Source organism: Streptomyces sp. R11, assembly GCF_041051905.1.
Taxonomy (GTDB): domain Bacteria; phylum Actinomycetota; class Actinomycetes; order Streptomycetales; family Streptomycetaceae; genus Streptomyces.
On record NZ_CP163432.1, the window covers coordinates 8,923,761 to 8,938,425 of the forward strand.

15 protein-coding genes and 1 pseudogene are annotated in these 14,665 nt (G+C 69.3%); 5 read left to right on the forward strand and 11 right to left on the reverse strand.

Annotation, left to right across the window (positions count from 1 at the left end; translation table 11 throughout):
• Window positions 1-8: 8 nt before the first annotated feature.
• Window positions 9-1,088, reverse strand: a complete 1,080-nt coding sequence (locus AB5J55_RS41200; RefSeq protein ID WP_369276441.1) for an alpha/beta hydrolase-fold protein — start codon at window positions 1,086-1,088, stop codon at window positions 9-11.
• Window positions 1,089-1,204: 116 nt separating this feature from the next.
• Between AB5J55_RS41200 and AB5J55_RS41205 the strand changes: the two genes are divergently transcribed.
• A complete protein-coding gene (locus AB5J55_RS41205) occupies window positions 1,205-1,405 on the forward strand; it encodes an MbtH family protein (protein WP_369275544.1) in 201 nt (66 codons plus the stop codon).
• 100 nt (window positions 1,406-1,505) lie between these two features.
• Here AB5J55_RS41205 and AB5J55_RS41210 read toward each other — a convergent pair.
• Together AB5J55_RS41210 and AB5J55_RS41215 are read right to left on the reverse strand one after the other, a co-directional pair.
• Window positions 1,506-1,685 (reverse strand): annotated as a pseudogene (locus AB5J55_RS41210) (hypothetical protein); the annotation flags it as partial.
• Complete coding sequence (locus AB5J55_RS41215) at window positions 1,682-2,068, reverse strand: ArsR/SmtB family transcription factor (RefSeq protein ID WP_369275545.1); 387 nt, start codon at window positions 2,066-2,068, stop codon at window positions 1,682-1,684. The pseudogene AB5J55_RS41210 and the gene AB5J55_RS41215, both read right to left, overlap by 4 nt.
• 354 nt (window positions 2,069-2,422) lie before the next feature.
• Between AB5J55_RS41215 and AB5J55_RS41220 the strand changes: the two genes are divergently transcribed.
• Window positions 2,423-3,214, forward strand: coding sequence for a GNAT family N-acetyltransferase (locus AB5J55_RS41220; protein WP_369275546.1), 792 nt, complete (start codon window positions 2,423-2,425; stop codon window positions 3,212-3,214).
• Entirely contained in the window at window positions 3,211-3,435 is a 225-nt protein-coding gene (gene infA, locus AB5J55_RS41225; protein ID WP_161241757.1) for a translation initiation factor IF-1, read from the forward strand. The genes AB5J55_RS41220 and infA overlap by 4 nt, the downstream gene beginning before the upstream one ends.
• Before the next feature lie 361 nt (window positions 3,436-3,796).
• Here infA and AB5J55_RS41230 read toward each other — a convergent pair whose 3' ends face one another.
• Window positions 3,797-4,018, reverse strand: a complete 222-nt coding sequence (locus AB5J55_RS41230; protein WP_369275547.1) for a hypothetical protein — start codon at window positions 4,016-4,018, stop codon at window positions 3,797-3,799.
• 603 nt (window positions 4,019-4,621) lie between these two features.
• Window positions 4,622-5,644 carry a DNA-directed RNA polymerase subunit alpha gene (locus AB5J55_RS41235; RefSeq protein ID WP_369275548.1) on the reverse strand — a complete coding sequence of 341 codons (1,023 nt, stop codon included), beginning with the start codon at window positions 5,642-5,644 and terminating at the stop codon, window positions 4,622-4,624.
• A 425-nt stretch (window positions 5,645-6,069) separates the two neighbouring features.
• Here AB5J55_RS41235 and AB5J55_RS41240 point away from each other — a divergent pair, with 425 nt between their 5' ends.
• On the forward strand, window positions 6,070-6,378 hold the full coding sequence (locus tag AB5J55_RS41240) for a hypothetical protein (RefSeq protein ID WP_369275549.1): 309 nt from the start codon (window positions 6,070-6,072) through the stop codon (window positions 6,376-6,378).
• A 382-nt stretch (window positions 6,379-6,760) separates the two neighbouring features.
• On the opposite strand, the gene AB5J55_RS41245 is transcribed toward AB5J55_RS41240, so the two are convergent.
• From AB5J55_RS41245 to AB5J55_RS41255, 3 genes are all read right to left on the reverse strand, one after another.
• Window positions 6,761-7,441, reverse strand: coding sequence for a DUF1345 domain-containing protein (locus AB5J55_RS41245; RefSeq protein WP_369275550.1), 681 nt, complete (start codon window positions 7,439-7,441; stop codon window positions 6,761-6,763).
• 711 nt (window positions 7,442-8,152) lie between these two features.
• Window positions 8,153-8,275: a hypothetical protein gene (locus tag AB5J55_RS41250; protein ID WP_369275551.1), complete on the reverse strand. Its 123-nt coding sequence runs from the start codon at window positions 8,273-8,275 to the stop codon at window positions 8,153-8,155.
• A 116-nt stretch (window positions 8,276-8,391) separates the two neighbouring features.
• Window positions 8,392-9,945 carry a GMC family oxidoreductase gene (locus AB5J55_RS41255; RefSeq protein ID WP_369275552.1) on the reverse strand — a complete coding sequence of 518 codons (1,554 nt, stop codon included), beginning with the start codon at window positions 9,943-9,945 and terminating at the stop codon, window positions 8,392-8,394.
• Window positions 9,946-10,361: 416 nt separating this feature from the next.
• Here AB5J55_RS41255 and AB5J55_RS41260 point away from each other — a divergent pair, with 416 nt between their 5' ends.
• The gene (locus tag AB5J55_RS41260; protein ID WP_369275553.1) at window positions 10,362-11,261 is read left to right on the forward strand and encodes an MBL fold metallo-hydrolase; all 900 of its coding nucleotides are present in this window, start codon (window positions 10,362-10,364) and stop codon (window positions 11,259-11,261) included.
• A gap of 150 nt (window positions 11,262-11,411) precedes the next feature.
• Here AB5J55_RS41260 and AB5J55_RS41265 read toward each other — a convergent pair whose 3' ends face one another.
• The 3 genes from AB5J55_RS41265 to AB5J55_RS41275 all read right to left on the reverse strand — a co-directional run bounded on the left by AB5J55_RS41265 (window position 11,412) and on the right by AB5J55_RS41275 (window position 14,441).
• A complete protein-coding gene (locus AB5J55_RS41265; RefSeq protein WP_369276442.1) occupies window positions 11,412-12,458 on the reverse strand; it encodes a DUF475 domain-containing protein in 1,047 nt (348 codons plus the stop codon).
• 267 nt (window positions 12,459-12,725) lie between these two features.
• Window positions 12,726-12,950 (reverse strand): hypothetical protein, encoded by a 225-nt coding sequence (locus tag AB5J55_RS41270; RefSeq protein WP_369275554.1) that lies wholly within the window; start codon window positions 12,948-12,950, stop codon window positions 12,726-12,728.
• A 291-nt stretch (window positions 12,951-13,241) separates the two neighbouring features.
• On the reverse strand, window positions 13,242-14,441 hold the full coding sequence (locus AB5J55_RS41275; RefSeq protein ID WP_369276443.1) for an amidohydrolase: 1,200 nt from the start codon (window positions 14,439-14,441) through the stop codon (window positions 13,242-13,244).
• Window positions 14,442-14,665: the final 224 nt, after the last annotated feature.

Below are 14,665 nucleotides of genomic sequence, written 5' to 3' on the forward strand. Positions count from 1 at the left end.
GTGACCGGCTAGCCAAGCGCCCAGGCGACATCCCTTAGCAGGGCGTGTCGCCAGCCCGCCCGGTCGTGTCCGGAGGCCGATCGCGAGACCCGTAGGGTCGCACCGGCTTGTTCCGTCAGGGACTCGGTCAGTTCGCAGTGGGGCAGCATTCGTGTCTCGTGTTCCCCGACGTCGAACGCGATCCGTAGACCGGACAGGTCGGGGCGCTCCCGCAGACGCCTGGCGATGGCGCCGCCGACCGGGCCGCCCAGCGGGTCCGGTCGGTCCATGGCGTCGGGAGTCCACCAGAACGACCCCGACTGGCAGGCGACGCGGGACACCAGGTCCGGGAACTCCAGCGCCGCGTACATCGCGCTCAGTCCGCCGAGGCTCTGCCCGGCGACCACCAGCCGGTCCGGGTCGGCTGGTACGCCGGACTCCGCCACCAGCGGCAGCAGTTCGCCCCGGACCGCCTCCCACAGCTCGGGCCTGCACGCGAACTCTGCCGCCCTGCCCTTGGCCGGCAGAAACACCAGGGTGACCGGGGGTATCTCGCCACTGGCGACGGCCGAGTCGAACGCGGTCATTGCCGGATGCAGGTACAGCCAGTCGTCCCCGTCGAGCAGCAGGACCACCGGTCCACCCCCGCCCGCCGGATGGACTCGTACGGTACGCCGCCCGCCGAGCCGTTCGCCGGCCCAGCGGATCCGGGTGCGGGGGAGGGGCAGGACGTCGTCGGCGCCGACGACGGGCCAGTGCGGCTGGCCGGGGGCGTCCGGGGTCGCGGCGATGGACCGGTCACCGCCCGCACCCACCGGGTTGAACGGGTCGGCGTACGCCGAGTCGCCCGCGAGCAGCTGGTAGGTCACCCGCAGCCGCGCGGGCATCCTCACCTCGGCGTACCAGCAGTCCGTTTCGCCCCACCGGCGCAGGGGCACGGGCTCCGACCAGCTCTCGAAGCCGATACTCGCCTCAGAGCCGCGCCACAGGAACAGGGTCACCCAGCCGCCGTCGTCGGCAGGTACCGACGGGGGTGCCCCCGCCGCTGCCCAGAACGCGTCGGTGCCGGGTTTGCCGGGCAGCCCGAACTCGGCGAAGGCGTTCTCCATGTCGGCCGTGACCAGGCGCACGAACGTCTCCTTGTGAGGGGGAAGCGACGACGGCTAAGCTCCTGTCAATTAGGTCAGGCTAACCTAATGTTGACGTTTCGAGGAGGCAACTCGCCATGAGCACCAACCCCTTCGACGACAACGAAGGCCGCTTCCTGGTCCTTGTGAACGACGAGGGCCAGCACTCCCTTTGGCCGTCCTTCGCCGAAGTGCCCGGCGGGTGGACGATCGTCTTCGCCGAGAACTCCCGGGAGGCGTGCCTGGAGTACATCGAGTCCCACTGGACCGACCTGCGCCCCCGATCCCTCTCGGCGTAGCACCGTGTACAGAAGGTCGGGGGCGGGTGTTGAGGGTCTGCTGCTGCCCCTCGGCGGTGCGGCGCTGCAACTCCACGGTGTCCTCCAGGAGTTGGGCTTACTTCGCCGCGAGGTCCTTGTACTGCTGTTCGCGCGCGGCCAGCATCCGGGCCCGCCAGGTGGCGGCGGCCTGCCACACGATCACGATCAGCAGGGTGAAGACCCCGGCCGCGCCCACGGCTCCGACCAGAGCACCCACGGTGTCGGCACTGTCGGCGAGCGTCACCTGTTCCCCATTCACTTCGCTTCCTCTTTCTCGGCCTCGGTCTTCTCGGCCTCGGTCTTCTCGGGCTGGGACTTCTCGGCCTCGCTGAGCGTCGCGGCCGCCCGCGCGACGACGTCGGGAGTCAACTCGTAGAAGAACGGCGTGACATCGAAGTACTTCATCGCCTTGCCGTCCTCCGCGAGTTCGAGCGTGCCGACGACCAGTCCGGCCGCCTCCAGTCGCTGGAGGTGCATGTGCAGCAGCGGACGGCTCATCCCGATCTCACGGGCCAGCGCGCTGACGTAGTTCCGGCTCTCCAGCAGCGCCGCGACGATCCGCATGCGGTGCGGATTGCCGAGGGCGGAGAGCACCTTCAGCAACTCATCACCCGTCGGCGCCGGAGGCGGGACCTCGGGCATCGCGGCCCCTTTCCGCCGTACCTGTCAGAAAAGGCTGACAGCCCCTTCCGGTACCTGTCAAAGATTCCTGACACATATCGGGGGCGGATCGGGGACAGATCAGGGGTGGCGTGGGGGATGCCTCAGGGTTGGATCAGAGCCGGATCATGATCGCGTTACGAGCTCATGGAAAAGGGTTGGAGTGCGGGGGCGCCCCGTTGCTACCTTCGTGGTGGACCGTGAAGTCGTCGTATGGAGGTGAGCCCCGTGAACACAGTTACCCGTGGGTGCTCCCTCATCCCGTCACGGTCCGGCGGCTGACGTTCGGTGTCGCCAGGAGCGCCTGAGATCGAGGCACTCCTGAAGGAGACTCCGATGAACACGAAGCCTTTTACCTCTGGCCTGAGCGAGAACGCGATGATGATCACGCGCGTCGCGGACAGGCAATGGCATGCACTGGATGACGACCTGGTGGTCGGCCGCGGGTATGCGGAGCACCGGCCCGACGGACGCTTGTTCGTCAGCATCGATGCCTGGCACGACGCCGCGTTCGACCGGCTCGCCGAGGCGATGCTGGCAAAACTGCCGACGCCGCTGTACACAGTGGTCGACGAAGCCGACGTCGAGCTGACGGCCGGCTGGCGGCGGGCCGGATTCACGGTCCGGCGCCGCGAGTGGGAGTACGTCGTGCCGACCGACCCCCGGGTCACAGGGCTCGAAGCAGTCCTGCCGCCTTCGGGCGTGACGCTCGTGCCCGCCGGTCAGGCGGACGAGAGGCTGCTGCGGGCCGTGGACCGCGCGATCCGTGACGAGGTCGAGGCGACCCTCGGGTGGCAGTCGATGCCCGCGGAGGTAATTCCCCGCCCCGAAGGCGACACCATCGTCGACCCGTCAAAGTACGCGGTGGCCGCGGCGCCGGACCGCTACCTGGGGCTGATCCGCGTGGTGACGGTGACCCGGCCGCGCATCGGGCTGGTCGCCGTCCGGGCCGGGGACCAGCGCCGCGGCATCGCGCGGGCGCTGCTGGCCCACGCGCTGGGGACGCTGCACCGCACCGGGATCGCCGCAGCCTGGACCGAGGTCCACGAGTCCAACCAATCAGCCTCGGCGCTGTTCGAGGGCATCGGCGCCCGGCCCATGGGCAGCAATCTGGAGCTGGTGCGATGACGAAGAACAGGAACGTCATCGAAGTCGAGGGCAAGGTCGTCGAGTGCCTGCGCAGCGCCATGTTCACCGTGGAGCTCGAGAACGGCCACCAGGTGCTCGCGCACATCAGCGGGAAGATCCGCAAGAACTACATCAAGATCATGCTGGAAGACCGGGTGCTGGTGGAGCTCCCGCCCTACGATCTGACGCGCGGCCGGATCGTGTTCCGGTACCGGAACTAGAACCGCATCAGGCAACGTTCGCCCTGTAGTTCGCGGCCCTAGCTGCTGCTCGTGATGGGTCACCCCTGCCGACGCCCAGGATTTCCTCATCGCAAGGGAGTTGCTGATCCGCCTCGCCCGCCGGCATCCGGAGATCGCGTCCCGCCGAACGCCGCGACATGAGGGGCTGCCAAGGGGGCCGCTTTCTGCCGCTACGGCCAGCCGCCCTTGTGGCGGCTGGCCGTCCCGCGTTCTTTGCCACGGAACCAACGCGTAGGCCCGAAGGGGGCCTCGGCACGGCGTGTAGGCGGCCCTTCCGTAGGCTCGCTCGGTGACCCCGTTGATCGTCATCTCGACGTACGGAGAGAGCACACGCTTGCACTTACCAACCGGAACGGTGGGCGCGTAGCAACCCGCGGGTGAAGCCCGACTCGAGGTTGGATGCGGCGCACCAGACGTCGCCCCCGAGCTGCGACTCGAACACCACACGGCCCTTCTGCATACGCCAGAGATGGAGCTCGTTCGCGTTCTGCGCGACCAGAACGGCCTGCGCGCCGCCACTGGCGTTCACAACCGTGCACGCCTTGAAACTGAGGCCGACCATCCCGGGCTCGTAGGTCTCTGTGCGCTACATAGTCTCCGCAGTACCAGTTGGAGTTCGTACTGACGGTCTTCCAGCCAACTGTGTAACTGGCCACGGCCGACTGAGTCCCGAACAGGACCAGACTTGCCGCGACAGTTGCGGCCTTGAGTCAACGGCGCATGCCGTCCCCCCAATGAGATGCCGACGGCCTCCAGCGGCGTCGGCCCCACCCCCGACCCTGTCGAGATGATCGCACCGACCCACGCCCGACCCGTCCATCCGCGCGAGGGCATCAGAAACGGGTACTCGCCCCGGACTCCCCGACCTCATTGAGGGCTGGGTGGCCGGCACAGCAGGCGAAGAGACCCCCACGCCCTGACGTGATCTTCGCTGCGTCGTGAGGGTGTCCTGCTGTTCCGGTCCGGGGCAGAGTCGGCGACCGGGTCGGCGTGGGCTGCGAGCCCGGGTCCTGCAGCCAGTGCGCGCGGCGCCTGAAGGGCCAGGAGGTGTACTGCCTCAAGGGCAGCCTGCAGACCTACAACGACGTCGACGCATGATGGTCCCGGTCAAGGCGTCGGTGGCGGAAGGTCTGGAGGATCCTGGCCCAGCGACCTGGCGACACGCTCAGTACTGTTCGGTCTCCGCAAAGCCCGCGTCCGCGTCGTCGTCGGTGACGAAAGCGTCGGCAGCGGCGGTCGGGTCGAATCCGGGCGGGCTGTCCTTGAGCGCCAGGCCCAGCCCGGCCAGCTTCGCCTTGACCTCGTCGATGGACTTCGCACCGAAGTTGCGGATGTCGAGCAGGTCGGCCTCGGAACGAGCCAGGAGCTCACCCACCGAGTGGACACCCTCGCGCTTGAGGCAGTTGTACGACCGAACGGTGAGCTCCAGCTCCTCGATCGGCAGCGCCAGATCAGCGGCGAGCGCGGCGTCCGTCGGGGACGGACCCATGTCGATGCCCTCGGCGTCGATGTTCAGCTCGCGGGCGAGACCGAACAGCTCGACCAGGGTCTTACCGGCGGAGGCCATGGCGTCACGCGGACGCATCGCCTGCTTGGTCTCGACGTCGACGATCAGCTTGTCGAAGTCGGTGCGCTGCTCGACACGCGTGGCCTCGACCTTGTACGTGACCTTCAGAACCGGCGAGTAGATGGAGTCGACCGGGATACGGCCGATCTCCTGGCCCACCTGCTTGTTCTGCACGGCGGAGACGTAACCGCGGCCACGCTCGACCGTGAGCTCCATCTCCAGCTTGCCCTTGCCGTTGAGCGTGGCGAGGACGAGATCGGGGTTGTGCACCTCGACACCGGCCGGGGGCGCGATGTCGGCGGCGGTGACCAGACCCGGACCCTGCTTGCGCAGGTACATCACGACCGGCTCGTCGTGCTCCGAGGAGACGACCAGCTGCTTGATGTTGAGGATCAGGTCGGTGACGTCCTCCTTGACGCCCGGCACGGTGGTGAACTCGTGCAGCACGCCGTCGATGCGGATGGACGTGACCGCCGCACCCGGGATCGAGGACAGGAGGGTCCGGCGCAGGGAGTTGCCGAGGGTGTAACCGAAGCCCGGCTCCAGCGGCTCGATCACGAACCGGGAGCGGAATTCGTCGACGACCTCTTCGGTCAACGAGGGACGCTGAGCAATCAGCACGAGGTATTGCCTCCAGTGTTGGGCGCCCGCTATGTGACGCCGTAGACCTTACGAAGGGTACGGGCGGTTCGGCCTCATTGGAGGCCGAACCGCCCGTACCCCGATCAGTGGGTTGAGGCGGTCACCGGATCGGCCGGACCTGAACGAGCTCAGCTGGTGCGGCGCCTTCCGGGCGGGGTGTGGGGCGGTCGGCCGGTGTCGTCGCCGGGACGGGCATCGATGAGTCCGCCGATGCCGGTCTCACACAACATGGCCTCATCGTGCTGAATGCCCTCCGGCCACAGACCGACGACGGGGCGTTGGCCGATGCCACGGCCGCCGTGCTGGACCCGTCGAGGTCGACTCGACCGATCGCTACGGTGGACCTTGTCGGCCACGGCTGACGACGAGGACGAGGACCGGGACACCAACGGGAGGGGCACACCATGCAGTTGGCCGCCGACAAGGGCGACATCAACACGATCATCGGGGGTATCGCCCCCGACTGGGGGCCCTTCGGGGCTCTCGGTACCGAGGCCAAGACGATGATCCAGGTGGTCATGGCACTCGCCATCCTGATCTGTCTCGCAATCGCCATTTGGGGCGCGGCGAAGCAGCGGATCGGCGCCACGGCCCTGCGCGACACATTCAGCGCCGAGCAAGGCAAGGGCCTGATCGTCGCTGGACTGACCGGCGTATTCATCATCGGCTCACTCGGCACCGTGTTCACCATCGTCTACGGCATGGCCGTTTGACGACCTCGTGCACGGCCAACCCTGCCGCGGCCCGAGGCAGAAGTGCGCTCTCGGTCCCTCGGGCCGCCGAACCACCACGGTCCCGATATCCGCGTCCACAGCCGGGTCTCGACCACGGGCGACGACGCCGCGCATGGCCGTTCCTGAAGGGTGGTATCCCGGCCGCGGCGGGCGCCGGCGACGCGAGCGTCCCCTGTTGAGGGGGCCCTCTCACGTGCCGGCGGCTGTTGCCTCGGCTCGGTGGTCAGCGACAGCTCTTGAGCGATCCGTTGCCATACCCGACCCAGAGGCGCGATCGATGCGGCTGCCTGACCAGGCGGGGGCACCTCGCGCGGGTGACCTGGCCTCGCCAGAGCACGTTGGGCGACCGTCCGGGCCCCGGTCAGCCGGTGTCGAGGGCGCCCACCAGGCTGGCCACCGTCACCGTGTTGAAGACGAACGCGATCGCCGAGTTGGCCGCCACCGTTCGGCGCATCTCGCGGGAGATCACCGAGACATCCGTCGTGCCGAACGTCGTCATGACCGACAGGGCGAAATAGACGTAGTCGGCCCAGGCGGCGGACTGGGTACCGGGGAACTCCAGGCCCCGTTCGTTCTCCAGCAGGTTGTCGGCCAGGAAGGTGACCGCGAAGGACACGCACACGCAGATCCAGGCGGTGACGACGAGGGTGAGCGCCGCCGTCACCCGGGGTTCGACGGGAAACTGAGAGCCGATGTGCCCGGGGCGCCACACGACGGCCACCACGAGCGCCGCCGCCGCGATGAGGAGCGACGCTCCCGGCCCGGGCGCGGTCCCGAGCACGTAGCGCTGCATCACCGTGCCCCGGGCGCTGCGCTCCGCCCAGTTGCGGATCCGCTCCTCGGGGGCGGTCGAGAACGCGGGCAGCGTGACGACGAGGTAGGTGAAGAGATAGGCGAACAGCACCAGCACGCCCGCATCCCCCACCGAGAACGGCGCCGTGTCGTCGTCGAGCACGAGCACGAGGCCGAGCAACGCTGCCACGCAGACCGCGACGAGGCTGCTCACTCCCGCTCGACGGCGTTCGGAGAGCCAGGAATGCACCGGCAAGCTCCTCTAGATTGCGGTCATCGTCATGATTTCCCCCTTTTCGGGCGAGTTGCAGCCTAGCGGCCGGGTGTCGGTTTTCAGCCGCGCAGCGCGGAGGCGAAGATCCTCGGCAGTGCCGACCAGCTGGGCGCGGCGGCGAAGTCGGCGAGAGCCATCCGGTGGTCGCCGCGGTGCGGTTGGTGACGAACCACGGGGGCTTGGGGGACATCACCGGCTCGGCGTGCAGGAGCGACCGGGGTGCCGGACGGAACGGGCCTCGTACGACCGTGCGCTCCGGTCCGTCCAGGAGCAGCGCGCTGTGGACCACGCCGATGCCCGCTCTGCACGTCGTCGAGCGTGTGGCCCGGGAAGGCGCCCCGGGAGGCGGTCTCGGTGAGATAGCCGACGCCGGTCCACGCGTTCAACGCGACCGTGCCGTAGCGGAGTTCGGCGAGTCGCCTCGTCGAGCGCGGGGCCCCAGGACGGCCATCGTCCCCGGATGCGCGATCAGGTTCACACCGAGCGGGCGCGTACCGTCTCCTCCGTGACGCCCGCGGCGTCCACACCTCGGCGCTGAAGCCGGTCAGCAGCAGTTGGTCCCAGACGCTGTGGGGCAGGACTCGGACCGGGACGCGCCCGCCGGGCGCCCGCGGACGGAGAACCCGACGACGGGACTGCGGCCCTTCTGCAGGGCCTTGATGCTCGCGGCGAGCGCGCCCGCCGAGGTCAGCACCGGATACGGGCCGTGATCCACTCCTGGCCGACCAGCGGACTGCCCTCCAGCAGCCGCTTGTACGCCAGGGCGGCGTCCACCCACGCCTGGGCCCGCGCGGCGGCCGCCGCGTGCACCCGCTCCAGCAGCTCGCGCGGCCGGCGCAGCCCGCAGGCGGCCTAGCCGCGGACCAGGTCGTCGACGGCCCGGTCGAGCGCCCACCTCCGGTCGGTCGCGGGCAGGGACGGCGCCATCACGCGGCTCCCTTGACGAGGTCGGCCGCCTTCTCCGCGGCCATGATCGTGGGCGCGTTGGTGTTCCCGCGCGGCACCGCCGGGAACACGGACGCGTCGACGACCCGCAGGCCCTCGACGTCGTACACACGCAGTTCGGGGTCGACCACCGACCCGATGGCACAGGTCGAGGTCGGGTGGTACAGGGTCTGCCCGGACCGCTGTGCCCAGGCCAGGAGTTCCGTGTCGGAGTCCGCGGCCGGCACGTCGTACGGCCCGGTCACGAGGTCGGCCACCGCCCGCTGCTCGGCGATCTCCAGGGCGATCCGGATGCCGGCGACGAGGGCGTCCCTGTCCTCGGCCGTCGTCAGGTAGTTGTGCACGATCCGGGGCGCCACGTCCGGGCGCGGTGAACGCAGGGTCACCGCGCCGCGGCTGGTCGGGGCGAGCACGCACGGGCCGAAGGAGAACCCGTGCTCGGCGACCGGGCCGAGCCCCTCCTGGTGGAACAGCACGGGCGCGGCGTGGAACTGCAGGTCGGGGGCTTCCAGTTCGTCCCGGCTGCGGAAGAAGCCGCCGGCCTCGCCGACGTTCGAGGTCAGCGGCCCGCGTCCCTGGCTCTGCAACAGCGCGACATTGTCCGCGCTCGCCGCGCTGATCAACGACTCCTCGTGGGTGCGGAAGTTCAGCAGCGCCATGTAGTGGTCCTGGAGGCCCTGACCGACCGGGAGATCGCGTACGACGCCGATGCCGAAGGCGGACAGGGTGGTGGCCGGGCCGATCCCGGACAGCATCAGCAGCTTCGGAGACTCGTAGGCGCCCGCGGAAAGGATCACCTCGCGCTCGGCGCGCACCACCTCGACCGTGCCGCCCCGCTCCACCTCCACGCCAGTCGCCCGGCCGCCCTCCACCTCCACGCGGTGAGCTCGGGCCGAGGAGAGCACGGTGAGGTTGGGGCGTTCGAGGGCAGGGTGCAGATAGGCCACTGCCGCGCTGCAGCGCAATCCGTTGCGCTGTGTGAGCTGATAGCGCCCTGCACCGAACTGCGTCACGCCGTTGAAATCGTCGTTCGCCTTGTGCCCGGCCTGCGCCGCGGCCCGCACGAACGCCGAGGCCAGCGGATGCGAGGACCTGCCCTCGCTGACCGTCAACGGGCCGCCCGTGCCGTGGAAATCGTCCGCACCGCGCTCGTTGTCCTCGGCACGCCGGAAGTACGGCAGCACATCGGCGTACGACCAGCCGGTCGCCCCGGCCGCGGCCCAGCCGTCGTAGTCGGCCCGGTTGCCCCGTATGTAGATCATGGCGTTGATCGAGCTGGAGCCGCCGAACACCTTGCCCCGGGGCAGGTAGGCCCGCCGTCCGCCGATCCCGGGCTCCGGGTCGGAGTCGAGGTCCCAGTCCACGTCGGACTTGAACAACTGGGGGAAGGCGGCCGGGACATGGATCTCCTGCGCGGCGTCGGGGCCGCCCGCCTCGATCAACGCCACCCGGACCCCGGGGTCCTCCGACAGCCGTGCCGCGAGCACACAGCCCGCGGATCCGGCACCGACGATGACGTAGTCGTACATGCTCATCTCAGTCCCCTTCGATGGGAAAGGCGGCTCGGGAAAGCAACCGGGAAAGACACTCTTGGGAAGAACACCTGTGAGGGGGAAGGCACTTCTCGGGCGTGATAACCGAGGTGCCGGACCGAGAGCGCGCGTGAGGAAGTCGACCTGATCGGCCGGCGCGCGCAGCTGCCATCAGCCACCCGGCCCCGGCATGGCGTACGACGTGCCCCACGGGGTGATCCGGGCCGGGTCGGATCCGGGGCCGAGCCACGGCCGAGGCATACGGTGGCGACCCCGACGACTGTGTCCTCGGCGCCAATGTGGCCGAGTGCCTCCGGGTGGCGAAGGCCATGATGGAGCAGGGCGGCATTTTGAGCAGGACGCAACTGCGGTAGGAGGCGTACGACCGGATGCCGAATCGAGAGGTGTGAGACACGGACATGCCCGCCACGGGATACACAGCGATCGAATACGGCGCCGTCAGCGTGCTTGTGGGCCCGCGACGGGGCGCCTACCCGTACGGCAACTCACTCCTCGTACGCGGCACGAGCGCATCGCTGGTCGTGGATCCGTCGCTGTCGCTCGTCGAGGCCGCGCCGCCCGCGGACGTGGTCCTCGTCAGCCATGCGCACGAGGACCACATCGCAGGTCTCGGCAGCTACGACGTCCCCGTCCACATCCACCACGGCGACCTCGACGCGCTGCGCTCCCGCGCGGCGCTGGTCGCGGGGTACGGCCTTCCGCCGGGTGACGTGGACGAGGTCGACCGGACGATGCGCGACCAGTTCCACGTCCAGGGACGTGCCGACGCGAAGCCATTCGACGACGGCACGGTGTTCGACCTGGGTGGCCGCACGGTGACGGTCGTACACCTCCCCGGCCACACCGAAGGCCACAGTGGCTTCCTGATCGAGCCGGACGGTTTCCTGTTCATCGCCGACATCGACCTGACGTCGTTCGGCCCGTACTACGGCGACGTCGGCAGCGACCTCCCCGACTACGAGGCCTCGATGCGTCGTTGCCGTGACATCGACGCCCGCTGGTACGGCACCTCCCACCAGAAGGGCGTGATCGAGGGCCCCGCGGAGTTCCGCCACCGGCTCGACGTCTTTGCCGCTGTCGTGGAGAAGAGGGAAGCGGCGCTCCTCGACTTCCTCAGCGAGCCACGCACGGTCGAGGACATCGTCGACCACCGCCTGGTCTACCGACCCCACGTCGAAGGTCCACATGTGCGGCCGGTCGAGCGCAGAACGGCCGTGCAGCACCTGGAGCGACTGAAGAGCCTGGGGCGAGTCGAGGAGGTGGAGCAGGGCCGATTCCGTGCGAGACAGCGGAGCTGACCGTGACCGCAGACGGCGCTGGGCCGGCCATGCGCTCGCGCACCGTCCCGCCCTGCGCGCGGTGCGGGACGGTCACCGCTGTGGCCGAAGAGTTCCAGAGCAGCGTCAGGACGGCGACGGGGTGTCAAGGGACCACTGAGAACGTCGGTCTCACTCAGCCGACCTGCGGTTGCGCTGGACCGAGGAGAAGAAGGACCAGGCGATCAGGACGACGCCGACGAGGCCCGTGATGACCTCGTGGATCTCGTACCGGATGGTGACGAGCAGGATCACGGCGAGGGCGCCGATCGCGTAGTGCGCGCCGTGCTCCAGGTAGACGTAGTCGTCGAGGGTGCCCTGGCGGACCAGGTAGACCGTGAGCGAGCGGACGTACATCGCGCCGATGCCGAGGCCGAGCGACATCAGGACGATGTCGTTGGTGATCGCGAAGGCGGCGATGACGCCGTCGAAGGAGAAAGACGCGTCCAGGACTTCCAGGTAGAGGAACATGAAGAACGCGGCCTTGCCGGCCATCGCGACCGCCGGGACCTTCTTGCCGCTCCTCTCGGCCTCTTCCTCGGCCTCGTGTTCGCGTTCCTCCTCTTCCTCGAGTTTGTTCTCGAAGCAGCCGGAGAGGCCGCCGACGATCAGGTAGGTGATCAAGCCCGCGATGCCGGCGGTCAGGACGGTCTCCGCCTTGTCCGCATGGATGCCGCCGTGCTGGTGGGCGTTGGTGGCGAAGGTCATCGCGGAGACGAGCAGCACGATGAGCGCGATGCAGACGGAGAGCATGTCGACCTTGCCGAGCTTGGCGAGCGGGCGCTCCAGCCGGCTGAGCCACTTGATGTCCCGGTCCTCGAAGATGAAGTCGAGGAAGATCATCAACAGGAACATGCCACCGAAGGCGGCGATCGACGGGTGGGCGTCGGTCACCAACTGCTGGTACTTGTCCTTGTCGTCGAGCGCGAGCCGTACCGCTTCGATCGGGCCGATCTTGGCGCTGACGGCGACGATCACGACCGGGAAGACCAGGCGCATGCCGAAGACCGCGATCAGGATGCCGACGGTGAGGAAGATCTTCTGCCAGAAGGCATTCACCTTCTTGAGGATCCCGGCGTTGACCACGGCGTTGTCGAAGGACACCGAGATCTCGAGGATGGACAGGATCGCGACGATCCCGAAGCCGGTCCACCCCCCGTACAACACCGCCGCGACCAGGCCGAGCGCGGTGACCGCGAACGATCAGCCGAACGTCTTCAGAAGCACTGGCTACCCAATCGTCCTGTACGGGGCTCCCCGCGCCGTACCTGGCCTTACGAAACATTGACCTGCGCAAGTGGGACCATCCTAAGTAAAGGAGCTGCTCAACTGCCGTCGCTGTTTCGGGAGTTGGGCCGTAGTCTCGTGCTGCGGAGGTGGTGTTCGACGAGGCCGGCCTGGTCGACGGTGGAGGTGTGTGCCGGCCGGACGGAGGGAGGTGTGTCCTCAGGAGCCGCAGTCGTGGCCGGCGTCGCATTGCCAGCCGGAGAAGCCGTCTTCGCGGGGGTTGTCGAGGTCGTGGTCGAACTGGAGGAATCCCCAGGCCACCCAGGCGATGAAAGCGATGCAGAGCGCGAGTCCGGTCCAGAGGGCCAGATTGGCCGGCTTCCTCAGGAGGGCTCCGCGGCCCGCGTCGTCCTCGTGGGTGTACTTGATCTCGTCGCCCTCCATATCCCCGACGAGACCGTACTGGAAGTGGTTGAGCGCATGCCGCGAGGTGGTGCTGGACCAGGCCCGTCGGCCGGCCCTTCGGAGCCGCCTTCCGCCGGAGGTTCTCGGCGCGCAGTTTCAGGCCTGCGAGGCCTTTCCCGCCGCTGGCCGGTGGCGCCGTCGGCAGCCTTCGAACTGCCGCATCCGCAGGCCCATAACAGTCCTCACCCACAACGGGCTGACCCTCAACACGCCGCGCATGCAAGGGAAATACCCAGACCGCAGCCGTCCGCTACACGCATCAAACCTCGTTCAGTGTCGAGCCCCCAGTGCCGTCAGCGCCGCCACAGTCATAGCCGTGGCCGCCGACGGCAGGGCCAGGGGCAGGTGCGGGGCGAACTCGGGGGAGTGGTTGGCCGGGAGGGCAGCGAAGCGCTCCGCCGTGCCGCCCGCGCCCGCCGTCCCGGCCCACTGCCGCGGACCCACCACACCGACCATCCAATAGCCGAGCGGCACCCCCGGACACCCGTGGATCTCCCGCCCGGCATCGCCGTACAGGCCGAAGTCCTCCGTCGCCATCGACGGCGGCCACGCGGCCACCCGCTCGGCGCCCAGCGCCTCTCGGTGGGCGTCACGGATCGCCGCAGTCAGCTGCTCGTCCGGCAGGGTCACCGGCGAGCGGGACACGACGGTGATCTCCGGTTGGCGCGGACAGCCGGACGCGGTGGCCTCGGCCCGTACGATCCGCTCGACCGCCGCCACGGCCCGGTCCAGCGCCGCCGGGGTGAGAGCCCGCACGGTGATGCCGAGCGTCGCGCTCTCCGGTACGACGTTGCTGCGCGTGCCGGCGTGGAGCGAACCGACCGTGAGGGTCGTCTGCTCGGCCGGCGCGCTCTCGCGGGCGACGACGCCCTGCAAGCGCATCACGACCGCCGCGGCGGCCAGGACCGGGTCCACCGTCAGCTGCGGCGCCCCCGCGTGACCGCCACGCCCATGCAGGGTGACGTCGAGGCCGACGCTACCCGCCAGCACCGGCTGCCCGTGCCCATGGGCCACCATTCCGCCCAGCAGCGGCGCCGTGTGCTGCGCGAGCACGGCGTCGGGGGGGCCGAAGCGGTCGTAGAGACCGTCCGCCAGCATCGCCCGCGCGCCCGTCAGGGTCTCCTCCGCCGGCTGGCCCACGACCACCACCGAGCCCCGCCAGTGCGCACGCGCACGCGCCAGCAGCGTCGCCGCGCCCAGCGCCGCGGCGATGTGCAGGTCATGCCCGCAGGCGTGCATGTGGGGGCCGTCCGCGGCGTACGGCAGTCCGGTTCGTTCGCGGACCGGCAGTGCGTCGAGTTCGGCGCGCAGATACACGCGCGGGCCCTCGCCGTTCGTGAGGGCGCCGACCACACCGTGTCCGCCGACGCCGCGCGTCACGGTGTACCCCTCCGCCTCGAGCGCGTCCGCGAGACAGGCCGCGGTCCGGGTTTCCGCGCCGGAGGGCTCCGGGTGCTGGTGCAGGTCCATCGCGAAGGTGACGAGTGGGCGCAGCACGGTGTCCAACTGCCGCAGGACGGGCGCGTGTCGGCCGGTGGGGGTGGTCGCGGCGGGGCTCATCCGGGCATGATCCGGCGGACCGGCAGCCGACCGCCGTCACATCGCTGGCAGAACAGTGGCAGATCACTGACAGATCGCTGTCACCTCGCTGACCGATCGCCGGCGCGGTGCTGGCGCGGGCCGTCAGCGCTCTG